Origin of the sequence: Mycobacterium sp. E1386, assembly GCF_001672745.1 — a bacterium.
In the GTDB taxonomy this organism is placed as follows: Bacteria; Actinomycetota; Actinomycetes; order Mycobacteriales; family Mycobacteriaceae; genus Mycobacterium.
This window is the reverse complement of the sequence record NZ_LZKH01000212.1, coordinates 29519-46302: the sequence shown is the minus strand read 5'-3', so window position 1 is coordinate 46302 and position 16784 is coordinate 29519. Positions and strand designations below refer to the sequence as shown.

Sequence of the window (16784 nt, the reverse complement as noted above, 5' to 3'; positions counted from 1 at the left end):
GCATTGCCGTCCTCGTCACAGTCAAAACGCTTGCAGTGTCCGACCATGTGGAATTCGATATAGGCCGCGGCCGGCTGCTTACACCGAAACCCGTTGTCCAAGAAAGCGATCTGACATTGGGGGCAGAAATCGAGATGCTCGATGCCGCGTCCAACGGCAACCGGGTTATGCACCAGCCGGCCGCGGCCTATATCGAATTCCACATGGTCGGACACTGCAAGCGTTTTGACTGTGACGAGGACGGCAATGCGTGCGGCTTCGTGTGCGCCGGCCATCTCGACGCGTTGGAGCACACCGCCGAGTGCACCGTGCGAGAGCTAAGGCCGGCGCCGCCGGTGCGCTGGCTGTCGCGCCGTATCGGTCGATGCACGACCTGCGACCGGTCGATCCTGTTCGTCTCTGACGTTTTGCAAGTTGTGGTGATGCTCTAGAAGTGCCGACACTCGAGCTGAACCCGAAAAGCTAAGGCCATCAAAACTATTCATGGTGTACTCAAGAATCATACGAAGGAGAATTTTCATGAGGGCGATACGTCTGCACACGGACGGGCTACGACTTGAAGAGATTGCCCAGCCCGAGCCCGGGCCGGATGAGGTGCTTGTGCGAGTCTTTGCCGCTGCGATCACGCGGGATGAGCTGACCTGGTCGACCGATCGGCTGCCGGCGATTCCCTCGTATGAACTGTGCGGTGTCGTCGAATCGACCGGTGAGGAGGTGATCGCGCTGACGCCGTTCGACCACGACGGCGTCGCTGCCGAGTGGGCCGCTGTGCCGAAATCCCTGCTCGCGCCGAAGCCTTCGGCACTGAGCCGCGAGCAAGCGGCGGCGCTTCCGATGCCCGGACTGACCGCGTGGCAGGCGCTGGTCGTCCACGGCAAGGTCACGGCCGGCCAGCGGGTGCTGATCACGGGCGTGCATGGCGGAGTTGGACACATCGCCGCTCAACTCGCGCGGCACCTCGGAGCGGTTCTGGTCGACGAAGGAGAGGACTGCGACCTCCTCTTCGACACCACCGGCGGTGAGCCACTCGCTCGTAGCGCAGAGGGCGCGGGGCGCATCGTGACGATCGCGGCGGAGACGCCGGGCGCGCAGTACTTCGTGGTCGAGCCGAACGGAGCGCAGCTCGCGGCACTTCCGGACCTGCACCCGCAGGTCGACACGGTCTTCCCGCTCGACCAGTTCAAAGAGGCTTTTGCCCGCACCGCACAGCGCGGGAAGAAGGGAAAGGTTGTGCTGCGCGTCGCTGAGTCATAGGCCACCCGGCCGGACGGGCGATTCCCCTCGCCTGCCAGCCGGACGGCTGGCAGGCGAGCGGCCGTCGACGTTCGACGGTTACGACCAGACGCCGCGGTTCGTGTGCGTCGATGTGCCGAGGGCACCGCGAACGGCGCTGGGTTGGGGCAGCTTCCAGTCTCTCCGCACGTAATGGCAGGTGTAGCCGGACGGGTACCGCTGCAGATAGTCCTGATGCTCGGGCTCGGCCTCCCAGAACTCAGCCGCTGGACTCACCTCGGTGACCACCTTGCCCGGCCACAACCCCGATTTCTCGACGTCAGCGATCGTGTCGAGCGCGATCCGCTTCTGCTCGTCGTCCAGATAGAAGATCGCTGAGCGGTAGCTGGTACCGATGTCGTTGCCCTGGCGGTTCAACGTGGTCGGGTCGTGGATCTGGAAGAAAAACTCCAGAAGTGTCCGATAATCGGTCTTGTCGGGGTCATAGGTGATCTCGATCGCCTCCGCGTGACCAGGATGGCTGCGGTAGGTGGGGTGTGTGTTCTGGCCCCCGGTGTAGCCGACCCGAGTGGACACCACCCCGGGCTGCTTGCGGATCAGATCCTGCATGCCCCAAAAGCATCCGCCCGCCAAGACCGCCACCTTCTCGTGGTGCGTCATGAGCCGTACTCGGTCACGGTTCTCCCATCGCGCACCGCCGGATCCGCGCTCATAAACAGACTCAAGTATTTCCCGTAACCCTCGGCTTCGAGGTTGTCGCGGTGAATGAAGCGCAGCGACGCGGAGTTGATGCAGTAGCGCAGGCCGCCAGCCTCGCGTGGGCCGTCGGCGAACACGTGGCCAAGGTGGCTGTCGCCGTGCGCGGACCGTACTTCGACGCGCTCCATGAAGTGGCTCCGGTCCCGCTTTTCGATGACGTTATCGCTGTCGAGGGGTTGGGTGAAACTGGGCCAGCCGGTGCCGCTGTCGAACTTGTCGACTGACGCGAATAGTGGCTCACCGGATACGACGTCGACGTATATGCCCGGTTCCTTGTTCGCCCAGTACTCGCCGGAGAATGGGGACTCGGTTCCGTCCTCCTGGGTGACGTGGTACTGCTCGGGACTCAACGCGTCGACCGCGGCCGGGTTCTTGCTGTATTGGTGTGACATGATCGCTCCTTCTCGAGTGCGCGGCCGATTGTCGCGCGCGCCATAGTGTTTCGGCCGACGTCCTGCCGGGCGGCCCCTCCAGCTAGTTGCGGCCGGCCATGACGCCGCCGTCGACGTTGAGGATCGCGCCGGTGACCCAACTTGCTTGGTCTGAAAGCAGATAAACGATGGCGTTGGCCACGTCGGCAGGGGTGCCGACGCGTCCCAGGGGATGCAGCGGCGCGAATGTCTCCAGGGTGGCGTCGATCTGGTCCTTCGGGATGAACCCTTCATACAGCGGGGTCTTGACGACGGCAGGTGCGACGGCGTTGACGCGGATCTTGTGCTCGGCAAGCTCTATCGCGAGATTGTGGGTGAGCGCATGCAGCCCGGCTTTTTGCATCGAATACACGGACGATGGGGTCAGGCCAATGGCCTGATGTGCCCACATGCTGCCGATGTTGACAATGGCGCCGCCCTCACCGTTGGCGATCATGCCCGCAACAACGGTCTGGGTCAAAAAGAACAGGGCGTAGTTGAGCTCCAAATATGAGTCATAGGTCTGCGCGTCATACTCCAGAAACGGCTTGGGGATGAAGAATCCGGCCGCGTTGACCAAAAGTGTCGCGTCGCTGTGCTGGCCGGAAAGCTCGCGCCTTACCTCGGCGACCGCGGCGCGGTCGGTCAGCTCGGCGGCGATGCCCCAGGCCCGGCCGCCTCGGCTCTTCAGCTCGGCGACGGTGTCATCGACACGGTCTTTCGACAGTCCGACGATCACCGCACTGCCGCCGTGGTCGACGACGTCGAGCGCGACCTGCCGGCCCATGCCGGCGCTGCCGCCAACAACAATGACCTTCTTGTCCTCAAAATGCATGTTCGGGGTTCCTTCCTGGCTCTCCTTGACGGCTCCGGCTGGGCCGCCGGTCTTTTGCATCCGGTACCAGACACGCGATGCTGCGAACCGTGACGCCGCACCAGCGGACGCAATCCCGCTCCGATTTCTCGTATCGAGGCTCCGGCCAGGGCGGGTGAGCTGTCATCACCCCGACGCTGCATTCACCCGGGTGGACGGGCCGCCCTGGCGCCCCTAGAGATTGATGGCCGTCCCGGTCAAGGCATGAAAGCACTCCTGTAGCCCTTCGCCAATTGTGGGATGTGTGTGGACGTTTCGTGCCAGCTCGGTGGCGGTGAGGTCCCACAGCTGCGCCAGCGTCAACTCCGGGAGGAGTTCGCTGACTTCACTGCCCACCAGATGCGCTCCCAGGAGCTCGCCGTGCGCATCGTCGGCAATGATCTTGATGAAGCCGCCGCGTTCGCCCAGCCCGTGGGCTTTGGCGCTGGCCTGCATGGGAAACGTAGCGACCCGAACGCGGTGACCAGCGGCGCGGGCTTGCTGTTCGGTGCATCCGAAGCTGGCGACTTGCGGCTGGCAGAACGTCACTCGCGGCATCATCCGGTAGTCCAGCGGCATGGTCTCGACGCCGGCGATGGTCTCGGCGGCGATCACGCCTTGCGCGGAAGCAACGTGGGCCAGTTGCACTTTCGCGGTGACATCACCGACGGCATAGATATGCGGCGCCGATGTTCGCATGTAGTCGTCGATATCGATAGCACCACCGGCAGTAAGACGCACGCCGGCGGCGTCGAGACCGATTCCCTCGACGTTGGGACGGAATCCAACGCAGATGAAGGCCCGCGTAGCCTGCACGCGGGCGGATTCTCCGTCATCGCCGGTGTAGCTGACGACAACGTGTTCACCGTGGTCGATGACTTTGTCCACCCGGGTGGAGGTGTGAATCGCGATCCCGCGGCGGAGGTAGTGGCGCTGAAGTTCTCGTGAAACATCGGCATCTTCGTTGGGAAGGACACGGTCGGCGAATTCCAAGATCTCGACGCGTACGCCGTAACTGTGCAGGATATAGGCGAATTCCATCCCGATGCCACCGCCGCCGATGATCACGATCGACTCGGGCAGATCGTCGCTGAGAATCTGCTGTTCGTAGGTGACGACGTTGTCGCTCAAGGCAACCCCGGGCAGCATGCGCACGCGCGCTCCGGTGGCGATGACGGCGTGATCGAAGGTCACCGATCTGGTGCCGCCCTCACTTAGGTCTATGTGAAGGCCGTGGCGACCGATGAAACGGCCACGTCCGTCGATCTCGGCGATGTTGTTCTTGCGCATCAGGAAGTGCACACCGCGCACCCGGGCCCCGGCGACTTCCCGGCTGCGTGACACGGCACGGGCGTAGTCGAGACTAACGTCGCCGGAGATGCCGAATGTGGCGGACTGGTGGGTGACGATGGAAGCGATTTCCGCATTGCGCAGCAGCGCCTTCGAGGGAACACAGCCAGTGTTGAGGCACACCCCGCCCCAATAGCGTTCTTCAACTATCCCGACCGTCATGCCCGCCTGGGCGGCGCGGATAGCCGCCACGTATCCGCCGGAACCGGCGCCCAAGACGAGAAGGTCGTAGTGGTCGCCGGCCCGCGGGATCATCTGGGCTCCTGTTCTGCCGCGCGGCCTGATGCTCCGGCGATCAGGGGGCGGCCGTTGACAACGGCAGTCGTCGCGCTGGGCGTTAGCGTAATTTGGGGCCGCCTGCCTGTTCGCGGGTCGCGTCGATGGCGTCGACGAGCAGCCACAGCGCTAAGCCGATGAGCGCGATGTCCTTCATCAAGAATTCCCCGTCGGCTGACAGGACGGGAAAGCCACCAGCAGACGCCTCACCGACACCGGGCGTGGTGACCATGAAGCTCAGCGTGATCACGAAGAACAGCGAGGCGAATATCCCGCCCACCACGGAAGCTTTCGGGGACCAGGGTTTGACGGCCAGCAATGCTGCAGTAATCAGTTCTACCGATCCGTTCAATCGACCAAAGGCGTCGATGGACATGAGTTCGTAGACCCAACTCAGGAAAGGGCTATGGGCCACCCAATGCGAAATACCCTGGGATTCATAGTGAGTGAATTTCATAGCGCCGAACCAGGCAAGGACGACGACCAGACCATAGCGCGCGACGAGTGGCGCGATGACGGTCGTCCGGGACTTTTGCCGCCAAGCACTCACCACGGCAGTGGCCTCATTCTGTGACATGTGATCTCCGTTCGGTGTGTCACGCTTACCGCGTCGTAGCCGCCAGGCACCTATCGCGTTCGTCGGCGACGAAGTTGGCTACTTAATGCTTGGGGCGGCTCGGTTCAGCGACCACTATCTCTGCGCAGGGGGTGAGTTGTCCTCATCCCCGCGGTCAATCCACCCGGGTGAGAGGAGGATAAGCCGATACGCGGACTAAGGTGCTGCTCCCGCAGCCTGCACCCCAATTCGCTTGGCTGAGTGTGTCTCAATGCGGTAATTGCCAGCCGACACGACGGACGCGGACCGCAAGCTGCAACTGGCAAACCGCCGACGCTCGCCACCACGGCCTGATCCATCCATGCTTTGGTTCGCGGTAGCGCATTACTCACCCGGGTGAATACCGGGTTGGGGTGGTGACGGCTCAACCTGGTTGGCTGCAGTATCGGTACGACCAGAACCGGGCGCGATTGTCGGCCCGTTCCGGGGCGCCGCGGGGTCAGGGCGTTACGCACCGCTCGGTGAGAAAGACTACGGTGCGGCTGGAGCCGTCGGGAGAACTAGGAAGGGACCCGCGGATGCATTTTGTGCATAAGAAGGTCGTTGTTCTCAGCGGTAGTGCCGGCATCGGTCGGCGGTCGCGAAGGGCGCCGTGGATCACGGTGATATGTCCGCAGTATGCGTTAATCACGATCCCAGGAGATGACATTGGTCGATCACCGTCACGTCGAATGGGACCCTGACACCCGACGCATCCTAACGGCCCGCCTCCAGCTGCGCCCATGGCAACTCGACGACGATTTTGCCGCCTACCGCATATACGGAGCGCCGGAGGTTTCGCGTTGGCTGTGTCCGGCGCTGCCGTTGATCACCGACCGCGCACACATGCGCCAGCTGTTGCGCGAATGGATCCGGCAGAGCGATAAATCAGGCCTGCCCATGGGCCGGTGGGCGATCACCGATAGAGACTCCGGCGATCTGATCGGGGGAGTGGCACTGCTTCCGCTTCCACCCGGCCGCACCGATCTCGAGATCGGATGGCAGGTTGCACCGAGCCTGTGGGGTCACGGCTACGGTGCGGAAGCCGGTCATGCGGTGGCCCATCAAGCATTCACAAATATCGGTGTCAACGAGGTTTTCGCAGTCGTGCGGCCAGGCAATCATCGCGGAGTGGCTACGGCTCGTCGAGTGGGCATGGAATGGGTCGGTGAGACAGACAAGTACTACAGCCTGACCCTTGAGATCTACCGCCTTAACAAAGCAGACCTCGATCTGCCAGAGCCGGCCTGTGCACCGGCTCCGGAATCGGCCTAGCCCCTAGCATGACAGAGTTGTACCAGCCTGCTAACCGAAACGCTCATGAGGCAGCATCATCGGCGCGTGAGCGTTGTTGCCAGCTCGAGTGCCTCAAGATCGGCCTCGCTTTCCGGCAGCAGCTCGGGACCTGCCGTTCAAGTTTGGCGGCTTAGCCGCTCAGTACCCGGTAGAAGGTGGTCTGGCCCTGGCCGTCCTCGGCGAACTGGGCCAACGCTTCAACGCTGAGCGCGAAATGATCGGTTTGGACGTGAAGGTCGACACCATGTTGGTTGCGGAACCGCTGGTAAAGCGTGAAATGCCCAGGCCGATCGCGGTCTTCGTGGAGCCGAAAAGTGCTAACGGCTCCTTCGGACAGCGACTGAGGGATCAAGTCGACAAATGCGCGCCTCAGGTCATCTCTTCTGCCTGGCAAAGCCGTGGCCTCGGTGATCAGCACTACCTCTTCATCTGGGCCGTACATCGTTGACGCTCCTTCACCGTCTGCTCCAAGGCTTTGTGCATCCACGCTATCGACGTGACTAGCTGGCTTGCACCGTCATTCGTGCACCACGACGGCGCAAGATGGCCGGCGGCCGATGAATGACGTTCGCGGCGAGTTTCCGCACGTCCATTCTGGATATCAGAACTCGCGTCGACAAGCACTTGGCCTGCCGCCGACGCGGCAGCGGAAACCCTTAAACGGGCATTGCACTTTCGCTTTAGTCGTCATCGGCCGATAGCCGCCCGAGCCAGCGCTCATCGGCCGCCGGATGACCGCCTCGGCGCTCAGATTCGGCCGCTTCGCTTGGGGTTTTGTCAATTGTCCTGGCCGCGCCGCTGAGCGGCGAGTCGGACAGCAAGTCGCGCAGCTGTTTTCGTCCGCGTTTGAGCCTCGAACCCACGGTTCCTTGCCGGGTGTCCGTCATGGCGGCGATCTCCTTATAGGAGTAACCGGCAATGTCGGCGAAATACACTGCGACGCGAAACTGCTCAGGCAAGACCATCATTGCCGCCTTGAGACACGGGTCTGCAAGCATCTCGAGCGCCTGGTCTTCGGCCGACCGTAGGTCCGCAGGCGTACGTGGGGCACTGGCCGCCAGCTGTCGGTCGGTGATCTCAGCGGTCAGATGTTGCGCGGGACGGCGCTTCTGCCTCCGATAACTGCTGATATAGGTGTTGATCATGATGCGCCGCAGCCATGCATTGAGATTCGTTCCTGGCTCGAACGCCCGGCGACCGGCATAAGCATTGAGCACAGTTTCCTGCACCAAGTCCTCGGCGTCCGTTCGATTGGAAGTAATCCTGAGCGCTTGCCGATAGAGAGGCTCAAGGAGCCGGATGACAGCGGTTCCAAACTGAGCGCTCAACGGGCCGTCCGGCAACTCTGCACACTCCGTGCGCACGCGATACACGCTACGTCCCGGCCGTAGCGAAAAGCATTGTTGCGCGACGAGGCTGGGTACGGCTTGGCGGAGCTAAGGCGGCCGAATGCGAGAAAGGGCCTCGGCCGTCCACGACCGGCCAGTCTCTCGAGAACCAGAAGGACCAAGGGAGTGAGCGTCTGGATGCAGTGGGGCTCGTCATCGCATCCTCTTTCCGCCGCTGTACGTGTGCGGCCAATTGCGTACTGACGAATCCTGCTCTCGATTCACGGGCCCCGTTCAAGCGCGGTCCTTCAAGGGCCGATCCCGGCGTGATGCAGCCATGACCGCGAGTACGGTACATCGGTCGCCTCCACAGCGCCTCCGCGTGCTAATTCGATGCCAGCATCCACCGCTGCGGGGTGGGTGGTCATCACCCGCTGAGGCATTTCATCCGGATGAGCGCGCGCGCCTCCTGATACCTCAAGTTGGCCGTCAATGCTGTGGCTCGCTGCGGTAGTAGTGCACCTCTTCCACGGCTTCGCTGCGCGAGCTGACTTTGGAAATACCGGAATGGAGACCGGAACGCATCACACGAGTGTTATCACCCGGGTGAATCGTGCTGCGGGGTGGTGACAGATGGATCAGGGTCGGGCGATGCTCGTGCGGAAGATCTCTCACAGCTGGCTACAAGGCCGCGGTCAATGGCGTCGTGGTCGTGAAGGAGCATTACGGCGTCGTGCGATCGATCCCCGACCCTCATGTGGATGAGTACCAAAAGCAGGAGAAAGAGATATGAATGCGGTCCCGCTTTGCCGTCAAGCGGAGAAGGCGGAACCGAACACCTCGGTCGTGATCGTCGGCAGTGGGTTCGCCGCCTTCGAGTGCGCACGCGGACTGGTCCGACGGCTAGCCAGGGCCCGCGCCTCGGAGGTGAGGGTGACCATTGTTTCGCCGGTCGATTACCTGCTGTACTCACCGTTGCTGGCTGATGTGGCCGGTGGGTTGGTCGACCCTCGGTTTGTCTGTATTCCGTTGGCGGGAACACTCAAAGGTGTTCGTGTGGTGCGCGGCCGGGTCGACAGCGTCGATGTCGATCGGCATCTGCTCTCCTTCACCGATCTGGAGGGCCAAGCACGGACCCTGTCGTGGGATCGACTGGTCTTAACACCAGGCTCGGTGACCCGACAGTTCGGTACACCCGGTGTGGCCACTCACGGGCACGGGCTGAAGTCGACAGCCGACGCGCTGTATCTGCGTGATCGTGTGCTCGAACAATTGGAATTGGCTCTCGTCGACGAAGACGTGGCGCGCGCGGCCGCCCGGCGCACCATTGTCGTTGTCGGTGCGTCGTATTCCGGTTCCGAATTGGCAGCTCAGCTGCGCGCCCTCGCCGACGCAGCGGCGAAGCAGATGGGCTTCGATCGGGCGTCGGTCCAGGTTGTGCTGCTGGACTTGGCGGACCGTGTCATGCCCGAGCTTGGCCAGAAGCTCAGTGGCGCGGCGATGCGGGTGCTGCGCTCTCGCGGAATCGATGTGCGGCTGGGGACGACCACCAAGGAGGTTTACGCTGATCACGTTGTGCTCAGCGATGATTCGCGTATTGGCACCTACACGGTAGCGTGGGTGGCAGGCGTGAGTCCGTCGCCGCTGATCGCCACGCTGGGCTTAGCAACCGACCGGGGCCGGCTGAAGGTGCAGACCGACTTGCAGGTACCGGGTCACCCCGACGTGTTTGCGGCGGGCGACGCCGCCGCCGTGCCGGATCTGACCCAGCCGGGCAAGATCGCCGCGGCGAGCGCCCAGCACGCGACCCGACAAGGCAAGACGTTGGCCCGCAACGTCGCCGCGAGTCTAGGGTACGGCCGCCGCAAGGAATACCGCCATAACGACAAGGGTTTGGTCGTTGACTTGGGTCCGCGCTATGCCGTCGCCAATCCGCTAGGTGTGCACCTGTCGGGCTATCCGGCAAAGGTTGTCGCCCGCGCCTACCATCTCTACGCGATTCCCCGGCTCGTTAACCGCTGGGCGGTCGCACTCGCCTATCTTACGGACGTCTTCTTCCCCCGCACGGTGTTGTCAATGGGACTGGTTGGTGGTGCCGAGGACCGATTCGCGGCCAGCGAAGTAATCCAGCTACCAAAAGCCGCAGGCACAGAATGAGATTCGAGGACCGCTCAGGACGCATCAGCCTCGACGTTGCATCGCCTCACTGCAGGCGCAATGAGGACCGTGTCCTGTGTTCGTTGATGGTTGAGCCGCCACGGCGGGGAGGCTGCGGGCAGATCCGCCTCTGCGGCCTGGTTCGGGATGATCGCCACCACGAAACGGAGCACCAATGAGTGTCGTCAACAAAGGCTTTCACGGGCGCCGCGCTGAGCCGGCCCGTGAGCTGCCGCCCGGGCAACATCTGACCGCGGACTTCCCCGTCCTGCAAGCAGGGCCGACTCCGCGGATCGATCTCGATGACTGGCGATTCACGATTCGCAACGAGCTCGGTGCCGAATACTCGTGGACGTGGGCTCAGCTCAAGGTTTTCCCCAGCGAGCGGCTCAGGGTGGACATCCACTGCGTGACCACGTGGTCCAAGCTGGATACCGAGTGGGAAGGCGTCTCTGTGGACACGCTCTTCGAATCAGTCGACACCACTGCCGGATTCGCGCTGGTCGGTTCCTACGGCGGCTACACCACTAATCTCCCATTGGGCGATCTTCTCGGGGGGAAGGCTTGGATTGTCTACGCGTATCAGGGTGCACCGCTGAGCGCGGTGCACGGCGGCCCGGCCCGGCTACTGGTGCCTCACCTGTATTTCTGGAAGTCGGCGAAGTGGGTGAAATCCATTGAACTGCGCGACAGTGACACACCGGGGTTCTGGGAGCGGTTCGGCTACCATAACTACGGGGACCCGTGGCGAGAGCAACGCTACGCCGGGGATTAACGACGTCTGTGGACGTCCACCTGGAATCGAAGTTGCGCTGGCGGGTCGCGCGTGTGGTGCACTCCCAACCCGAGACCGAGTCGGCGCAAACGATCGCGTTGACCGTGCCGGGTTGGGGCGGGCACTTGGCCGGCCAGCACATTGATCTCAAGCTGACCGCTGAAGATGGGTACAGCGCCCAACGCAGCTATTCGCTGAGCAGACCACCCGACGGTGAGCGCATCGAGCTCACTGTGCAGCAGATCCCGGACGGGGAAGTCTCGCCCTACCTCGCCGGACTTCCCGTCGGTGAAGAGGTCGAAATTCGAGGACCCATCGGCGGCTGGTTCGTCTGGAGGCCTGGCGACGAGGCTCGGCTTCTGCTCGTGGGCGGCGGATCGGGAATCGTGCCGTTGATGGCCATGCTGCGACAGCGGGTAGCGGCGGGTGGCGCCGCGTTTCGGCTGGTCTATTCGGTGCGTAGTCCCAACGATGTGTACTACGCCCAGGAGTTGGCCCAGCTCGGGCGCGAATGCGACTGGCTGCAGATTGCGCTCGTCTACACCCGTGTGGCCCCGCCGCAGACGGCCCGGCCGCTTGGCCGGGTCCGTGGCGCTGACCTCGCGCTGATGGCGTGGGCGCCCGCCGACGGTGCACACATCTATGTTTGCGGTCCAACGGGATTCGTGGAATCAGTGACCGCGACGCTGATCGAGCAGGGGCATCAGCCGTCTGCCATTCGGACCGAGCGGTTCGGGCCGAGCCGTCAATCAAGGAACGAGAAGTGATGACCGAACCAACGCACGCCGACGGTAACGCGGTCGCCGGCGCCTTCGCGGAAGTGCTGGGCTTCGATGTGACTACCACGGCGTTGACTTGCGGAAAGTGCGGTTGTGCCAACGCGTTCGCCGAGTGTCACGTCTATCACCGCGCTCCGGGTATCGTGGTGCGCTGCCCGCTCTGCGGAAACGCCCTGGCCCGGCTGGTGCGAACGCCCACCGATGTGTGGCTCGACTTCCGCGGTGCCCAGTCCTGGCGTGTCCCGATCCCGGCGGGTTGATGGAGTCCCTCGACGCACTCGCCGGTCGCATGCGCACCGCCGACATCAATGGCTGCACCGATGCGTCATTGGACGGTGGGACAAAGTCGGCGGGGTGACGTCCCCGAACTCGAACACTACGAGCGCTCATGACGAATCGGCATCGCAGATCGATCTTCTCGACGATTTCCGCCCGGGTGAATTGCCCAGCGGGTTGATGACATCTCACCCCCTGCGCGCCGATAGTGGTCGTTGATCTGAGCTGCGGGCCCCTGGACCGGCCGTGCTGATCGGATAAGCAGATCAATCGCAACAACCCGTTGCCGCAACGATCAATGACGAGAGGAAGCCGTGGCATGGCCAAACCCGAGTTCTTCGACACCCCCGGATACGGCGAGATCGCCCGTACCCGCAACCATTACCGCCAGGCTCTACGCATCGGCGATCGCATCGAGATCTCCGGCCAGGGGGGCTGGGACGCGGATTTCACGTTGTCGGCCACATCGTTGGAGGAGGAGATCGTCACTGCATGCGACAACGTCGAAAACACCCTCGCGCAGGCCGGCGCCAGCTGGCGCGACGTCGTGAACATTCACTCCTACCACGTCCCAACGGCCGATGAATCCATTGGTGATGAACATATGTCGGTGATGGTGGATCAGCTCCGCAAGCGGTTCGGCGAACGTCTGCCGTTGTGGACGGCGGTGGGCGTTGAGGCGCTCGCGCTGCCCAACCAGCGCATCGAGATCGAGGTCGTCGCCATCGCCGGCTCCGGCGGCAAGTAGGCACCATATCGCTAAGCGTCGCTCCCAGGCACCGAAGCCACTGGACGCCGTGAAACGATTCACCTTTGAACGGAGGCGGGCGTGGACCGACTGTTTCATGCCCTGATCGGTGACCCGCTCGGCTCCCTGGATGCCGCAATCAAAGCCTCGGCGTTATTCCTCACGGCCGCGATCCTGTTTCGGTTCATGGAGCGCCGCACCCTCGCCGAATTTGCGCCATTCGATTGGATTGCAGCGGTGGCGGCCGGAGCCATCGTCGGTCGGGGTGCTACCGCCAGCGATAGCTCGTGGCTGACCGCAACCTCGGCGCTTATCAGCCTTCTTGTCGCCCACGCAGTACTCGCGAGATTGCGCTTCATCCCGGTGATTCGGCGGTTAATCGATCCGCCGCTCAAAGTGCTGATCCGCGACGGCCACGTCGACCGACGAAACTTGCGCCGATGCGGACTAACCACTGCCGATCTCCAGGCTGTACTACGACAGCACGGACACGAAAGCTCCGAACGTATCCACCTAGCGATCTTCGAAGCCAAAGGCGCAATCTCGATTTTGTTGACGGACGGGAAGGGGCCGTCGGCTGCGTGCGCACGTTGCGGGCCAGCTCGGCGGCGGCCAGGCCCCAGAGTTGGGCCGCGGTGAGCTTGCCTGGGCCTGCCGCATCGGGTGGGCGGCGCACGCGTTCGTTGTGCAGATGGCCGAGCCGGTCGTCACTGTTGGTGCGCCGCCGGGCGGGGCGCCCCACCACATACCGCCAGCAGTGCGTTCTCGACTAGCTCAGATAGAGCCGGGTGGATCCAATATTGACTACGGGCCACATCTTGGGCGGTTAAGCCGAAGCGCATCGCTTGGATTAGGGGTTGGATTAGTAGTGACGCCTGCTGGCCCATGATATGGGCACCGAGGATCAGCCCGGTGTCACCATCGACGATGATTTTGGCGAAGCCCGTGGTGTCTTCCATCGCCCATCCGTAGGCGACGTCTGCGTAATCGTAAACCGTCGACTTGACGTTGTAACCTTCTGCGTAGGCCTGGATTTCGGTGAGGCCGACCATCGCGATCTGCGGGTCGGTGAACACCGCCGACGGCACATATCGATGGTCGGCGCGCATCAGCGCATCGGTGTCATCCCAATCCGCGAGCAGGTTGTTTTTGACCACGCGGGCCTCGTGGTTGGCGACGTGCTTGAGCTGGTAGGGCGAACTCACATCGCCCAATGCATATATGCCACGCGCGGTTGTCCGTTGATATTCGTCCACCGTCACCCGTCCGTCGATCACCTCGACCCCAGCTAATTCTGCATTGAGCAGGTCCCCATTGGGAATGCGGCCGGTCGATACCAGCAGAGTGTCCGCGCAAAGCCGTGAACCGTCGTCAAGATATAGGGTGATCCCGGCGTCGTCTTGGATGCCGCCGACTACGGTGCGGTGGCTGCGGATGTTCCATTTCTTGCCGGCGAGATCGGTAAAGCGTTCGCACAAGGTGTCATCGCATTGGCTGAGTAGCGTCCCGCCACGGATGACCAGCGTGACTTCAGAGCCCAATCCCGAGAAGATATGGGCAAATTCCGTTGCGGTGAAACCGCCACCCACAATCACTAGATGTTCGGGCAGCTCCGCGCTGCGCATGATGGTGTTGCTGGTGTGATATCGCACCCCGCACCTTGCGATCGCGTCTGGCACGGTGGCACGTGCGCCCGCAGCGATGACCACCTGGTCGGCGGTGAATTCGTCTCCGTCATCGGTGCGCAAGTGATAGCGCCCGGTTTTGGTGGGTGGAGCGAACCTGGTATGGCTCGTGAACATTTTTATGTTGGGCGCGGAACGCCGATATTGCTCGCCGCTGATCGCCAGTGGGTCGATGCGGCTGAATATTCGCGAGACGACGTCGTTCCAGCGGACGGCATCGACATGCGCGTCGACACCGAATCGTGGTGATTCTCTGGCGAATGCGCTATGTCGGCGGCATAGGCGAACATCTTTGTCGGGATGCAGCCGACGTTGATGCAGGTGCCACCGAACGCGCCCCGCTCGCAGATCGCGATGCGCTTGCCAGCGTAGCGCTCATCGAGGATGGTGTTGCCAGATCCGGTGCCGATGATGGCGACGTCGAAATGATCCATAGTCAAAGCCTCGGTAACATCGTTGGGGTGTCGTTTCGATGCGCCGCGTCGTGATCGGCGCGAGGGCAAAATCAGCTATTCTTAGTCTGCCGCAACGTTTTCCAAGACCACCGCTACCGCCTGCCCCGAGCCGATACAAACCCCAATCACACCGTAACGCGCAGCTTTCTCGCTCAATTCGACCGCCAGCGTCAACAAATAGCGAGTACCGGTAGCCCCGAAGGGGTGTCCGATCGCGACCGCGCCGCCATTGGGTGTCAGCTTGTTATCGGGAACCACGAAACCGCCTAGCTGGTTCGGCAACTCGCGCAGCACGCCGAGCGCCTGGGCGCTGAACGCCTCGTGGACCTCCCACACGTCGATCTGCTCAGGAACGAGCCCGGCCCGGCGGATCGCGGCCGGGATCGCCCATGCGGGAGCCACGCCCATAATGAGCGGGTCGATGCCATAGACCGCACTCGATACCACTCGGGCTAACGGTGGGACACCGAGTTCGCTGGCTCGCTTCCCGGAAGCGATGACCACGGCACTGGCACCATCACTTAACGGCGAGGAGTTGCCTGCAGTCATTTGCGTGGTGCCGGGCTGGGCCGGTAACGCCGCGAGCGCCTCAGCGGTGCTGTCATCGCGGATGAACTCATCATGCTCCGCCAGTCGGGCGGGTGTCGTTTTTGTCGCCGGGATCGGCACCGGCATAATCTCTTTGGCCAGCCGGCCTCGATCACGGGCGGCCTTGGCATGTCGCTGGGAGCGCAGTGCGAAGGCGTCGATCTCCTCGCGGTTCAGCGCGTAGCGGTCGGCGACATTTTGCGCGGTCTCGATCATGCTGATGTAGGCGTTGCGGGCCAGCAATACCGCGTTGGGCGGTCCTCCCGCACCGCTCCACATGGTGTCGAGCATGACGACCGGACCTCGGGGACTAAACGCGGCCTCGCCCTTCATCAACGCCCACCCCGATCGAGACATCGACTCGACTCCACAGGCGATACCCAGGCCGAGGTCGCCGGCCTTGATCGCGTGGGTGATGGTCACCGCCGCGCTAAGTGATGACCCGCAAAATCGGTTCACGGTGGACCCGGCGGCGGTGTCAGGAAATCCCGCAGCCAACGCCGCCCACCGGGCGACGTCGCCCATCCCCTCGTGAGCGGGGTTCACACAACCCGCCACAATGTCCTCCACGGCATCGAGCGGCACCCCCAGCCGCTCACAGGCGCCCTTCATCGTCCTTCCCAACAGGTCATCGGCACGAATCCCCGACAGCGTGCCACCATAGCGGGTGAACGGTGTTCGCACGCCCCCCAAAACATAAGCCTCAGTCATCGCCGTCCTTGTTGACTGCATCGGGTCGGAAGGGTCTCGTGTGGCTGAAGTGGGCGATCGCGCCTCCTCACCTGGCCGCACTTTCCCGGAGAGGTTTCGAGGCGATTCTGGCGCGAACCCACCTAAACCGCCTTGAACTGCTGTAGCCGAATGACGTCAAGCATGATGCGGAGTTGCGGCTCCTCTGGGTTGCCTGCGTAGCCATTCAGCCAGCCCGCCAGCTGTGAGAGGATCGATACCGGCAACGCGATCGGGTTTGACAGCAGCGCGGTGAGGATGCGCTTGATCACGAGATAGCCTTCTCCGCACCCCAATTCGACGAAGATAACCGTTCGCTCATAGCCGGTCAGACTCGAGTTCACCGCATCGACCAGTAGCCAGGCCATGTCTTCATCGGACATCATCGACGAGGAAATCGTCGGACGCGATTGCGCGACCGGAACGCAACTCGCCGGGCTAAAAGTCGTCGACGACGCGCACCGCGCCAGGGCGCGTCTCATAGCAGAAACC

The 16784-nt window shown here is 62.9% G+C and carries 18 protein-coding genes and 1 pseudogene; 9 read left to right on the top strand and 10 right to left on the bottom strand.

Annotated elements, in window-relative coordinates; genetic code table 11:
- Nucleotides 1–431: hypothetical protein (locus A5709_RS28970; RefSeq protein WP_369827390.1), on the top strand; the 431-nt coding region annotated here is incomplete at its 5' end.
- 88 nt (nt 432–519) lie between these two features.
- Entirely contained in the window at nt 520–1254 is a 735-nt protein-coding gene (locus A5709_RS21770) for an NADP-dependent oxidoreductase (protein WP_068122396.1), read from the top strand.
- Between the two features lie 78 nt (nt 1255–1332).
- On the opposite strand, the gene msrA is transcribed toward A5709_RS21770, so the two are convergent.
- The 5 genes from msrA to A5709_RS21745 form a co-directional block, all read right to left on the bottom strand.
- Nucleotides 1333–1893, bottom strand: coding sequence for a peptide-methionine (S)-S-oxide reductase MsrA (gene msrA / locus A5709_RS21765; RefSeq protein ID WP_068122393.1), 561 nt, complete (start codon nt 1891–1893; stop codon nt 1333–1335).
- Complete coding sequence (gene msrB, locus A5709_RS21760) at nt 1890–2384, bottom strand: peptide-methionine (R)-S-oxide reductase MsrB (protein ID WP_068122391.1); 495 nt, start codon at nt 2382–2384, stop codon at nt 1890–1892. The genes msrA and msrB overlap by 4 nt, the downstream gene beginning before the upstream one ends.
- Before the next feature lie 82 nt (nt 2385–2466).
- Nucleotides 2467–3237, bottom strand: a complete 771-nt coding sequence (locus tag A5709_RS21755; protein WP_068122408.1) for an SDR family NAD(P)-dependent oxidoreductase — start codon at nt 3235–3237, stop codon at nt 2467–2469.
- A gap of 213 nt (nt 3238–3450) precedes the next feature.
- Nucleotides 3451–4860, bottom strand: coding sequence for a dihydrolipoyl dehydrogenase (lpdA, locus tag A5709_RS21750; protein WP_068122388.1), 1410 nt, complete (start codon nt 4858–4860; stop codon nt 3451–3453).
- Nucleotides 4861–4942: 82 nt separating this feature from the next.
- Nucleotides 4943–5458 (bottom strand): YkgB family protein, encoded by a 516-nt coding sequence (locus A5709_RS21745; protein ID WP_068122385.1) that lies wholly within the window; start codon nt 5456–5458, stop codon nt 4943–4945.
- 681 nt (nt 5459–6139) lie between these two features.
- On the opposite strand from A5709_RS21745, the gene A5709_RS21740 reads away from it, so the two are divergent.
- A complete protein-coding gene (locus A5709_RS21740; protein WP_068122382.1) occupies nt 6140–6751 on the top strand; it encodes a GNAT family N-acetyltransferase in 612 nt (203 codons plus the stop codon).
- 151 nt (nt 6752–6902) lie between these two features.
- Here A5709_RS21740 and A5709_RS21735 read toward each other — a convergent pair whose 3' ends face one another.
- Nucleotides 6903–7214, bottom strand: a complete 312-nt coding sequence (locus A5709_RS21735; RefSeq protein WP_082974335.1) for a putative quinol monooxygenase — start codon at nt 7212–7214, stop codon at nt 6903–6905.
- Nucleotides 7215–7452: 238 nt separating this feature from the next.
- Complete coding sequence (locus A5709_RS21730; RefSeq protein WP_231987034.1) at nt 7453–8136, bottom strand: sigma-70 family RNA polymerase sigma factor; 684 nt, start codon at nt 8134–8136, stop codon at nt 7453–7455.
- A gap of 753 nt (nt 8137–8889) precedes the next feature.
- On the opposite strand from A5709_RS21730, the gene A5709_RS21725 reads away from it, so the two are divergent.
- From A5709_RS21725 to A5709_RS27740, 6 genes are all read left to right on the top strand, one after another.
- On the top strand, nt 8890–10257 hold the full coding sequence (locus A5709_RS21725) for an NAD(P)/FAD-dependent oxidoreductase (RefSeq protein WP_068122376.1): 1368 nt from the start codon (nt 8890–8892) through the stop codon (nt 10255–10257).
- A gap of 175 nt (nt 10258–10432) precedes the next feature.
- Complete coding sequence (locus A5709_RS21720) at nt 10433–11032, top strand: sulfite oxidase-like oxidoreductase (protein WP_068122373.1); 600 nt, start codon at nt 10433–10435, stop codon at nt 11030–11032.
- A gap of 8 nt (nt 11033–11040) precedes the next feature.
- Nucleotides 11041–11799, top strand: a complete 759-nt coding sequence (locus A5709_RS21715; RefSeq protein ID WP_068122370.1) for a ferredoxin reductase — start codon at nt 11041–11043, stop codon at nt 11797–11799.
- Nucleotides 11799–12071, top strand: a complete 273-nt coding sequence (locus tag A5709_RS21710) for a DUF6510 family protein (RefSeq protein WP_197520214.1) — start codon at nt 11799–11801, stop codon at nt 12069–12071. The genes A5709_RS21715 and A5709_RS21710 overlap by 1 nt, the downstream gene beginning before the upstream one ends.
- 335 nt (nt 12072–12406) lie before the next feature.
- Nucleotides 12407–12835, top strand: a complete 429-nt coding sequence (locus A5709_RS21705) for a Rid family hydrolase (protein WP_082974333.1) — start codon at nt 12407–12409, stop codon at nt 12833–12835.
- 81 nt (nt 12836–12916) lie between these two features.
- Nucleotides 12917–13474 carry a DUF421 domain-containing protein gene (locus tag A5709_RS27740; RefSeq protein ID WP_082974332.1) on the top strand — a complete coding sequence of 186 codons (558 nt, stop codon included), beginning with the start codon at nt 12917–12919 and terminating at the stop codon, nt 13472–13474.
- A 68-nt stretch (nt 13475–13542) separates the two neighbouring features.
- Here the strand turns inward: A5709_RS27740 and mtr are convergent.
- From mtr to A5709_RS21690, 3 genes and pseudogenes are all read right to left on the bottom strand, one after another.
- A pseudogene (gene mtr, locus A5709_RS21700) lies at nt 13543–14954 on the bottom strand (mycothione reductase).
- Between the two features lie 81 nt (nt 14955–15035).
- Nucleotides 15036–16274, bottom strand: coding sequence for a thiolase family protein (locus A5709_RS21695; protein ID WP_068122362.1), 1239 nt, complete (start codon nt 16272–16274; stop codon nt 15036–15038).
- 122 nt (nt 16275–16396) lie between these two features.
- Nucleotides 16397–16675 carry a tryptophanase gene (locus A5709_RS21690; RefSeq protein WP_231987033.1) on the bottom strand — a complete coding sequence of 93 codons (279 nt, stop codon included), beginning with the start codon at nt 16673–16675 and terminating at the stop codon, nt 16397–16399.
- Nucleotides 16676–16784: the final 109 nt, after the last annotated feature.

Coding starts and splice junctions, on each gene's coding strand:
- A5709_RS21770 (WP_068122396.1), top strand. CDS start 520: ATGAGGGCGATACGTCTGCACACGGACGGGCTACGACTTGAAGAGATT.
- msrA (WP_068122393.1), bottom strand. CDS start 1,893: ATGACGCACCACGAGAAGGTGGCGGTCTTGGCGGGCGGATGCTTTTGG.
- msrB (WP_068122391.1), bottom strand. CDS start 2,384: ATGTCACACCAATACAGCAAGAACCCGGCCGCGGTCGACGCGTTGAGT.
- A5709_RS21755 (WP_068122408.1), bottom strand. CDS start 3,237: ATGCATTTTGAGGACAAGAAGGTCATTGTTGTTGGCGGCAGCGCCGGC.
- lpdA (WP_068122388.1), bottom strand. CDS start 4,860: ATGATCCCGCGGGCCGGCGACCACTACGACCTTCTCGTCTTGGGCGCC.
- A5709_RS21745 (WP_068122385.1), bottom strand. CDS start 5,458: ATGTCACAGAATGAGGCCACTGCCGTGGTGAGTGCTTGGCGGCAAAAG.
- A5709_RS21740 (WP_068122382.1), top strand. CDS start 6,140: ATGACATTGGTCGATCACCGTCACGTCGAATGGGACCCTGACACCCGA.
- A5709_RS21735 (WP_082974335.1), bottom strand. CDS start 7,214: ATGTACGGCCCAGATGAAGAGGTAGTGCTGATCACCGAGGCCACGGCT.
- A5709_RS21725 (WP_068122376.1), top strand. CDS start 8,890: ATGAATGCGGTCCCGCTTTGCCGTCAAGCGGAGAAGGCGGAACCGAAC.
- A5709_RS21720 (WP_068122373.1), top strand. CDS start 10,433: ATGAGTGTCGTCAACAAAGGCTTTCACGGGCGCCGCGCTGAGCCGGCC.
- A5709_RS21710 (WP_197520214.1), top strand. CDS start 11,799: ATGACCGAACCAACGCACGCCGACGGTAACGCGGTCGCCGGCGCCTTC.
- A5709_RS21705 (WP_082974333.1), top strand. CDS start 12,407: ATGGCCAAACCCGAGTTCTTCGACACCCCCGGATACGGCGAGATCGCC.
- A5709_RS21695 (WP_068122362.1), bottom strand. CDS start 16,274: ATGACTGAGGCTTATGTTTTGGGGGGCGTGCGAACACCGTTCACCCGC.
- A5709_RS21690 (WP_231987033.1), bottom strand. CDS start 16,675: ATGTCCGATGAAGACATGGCCTGGCTACTGGTCGATGCGGTGAACTCG.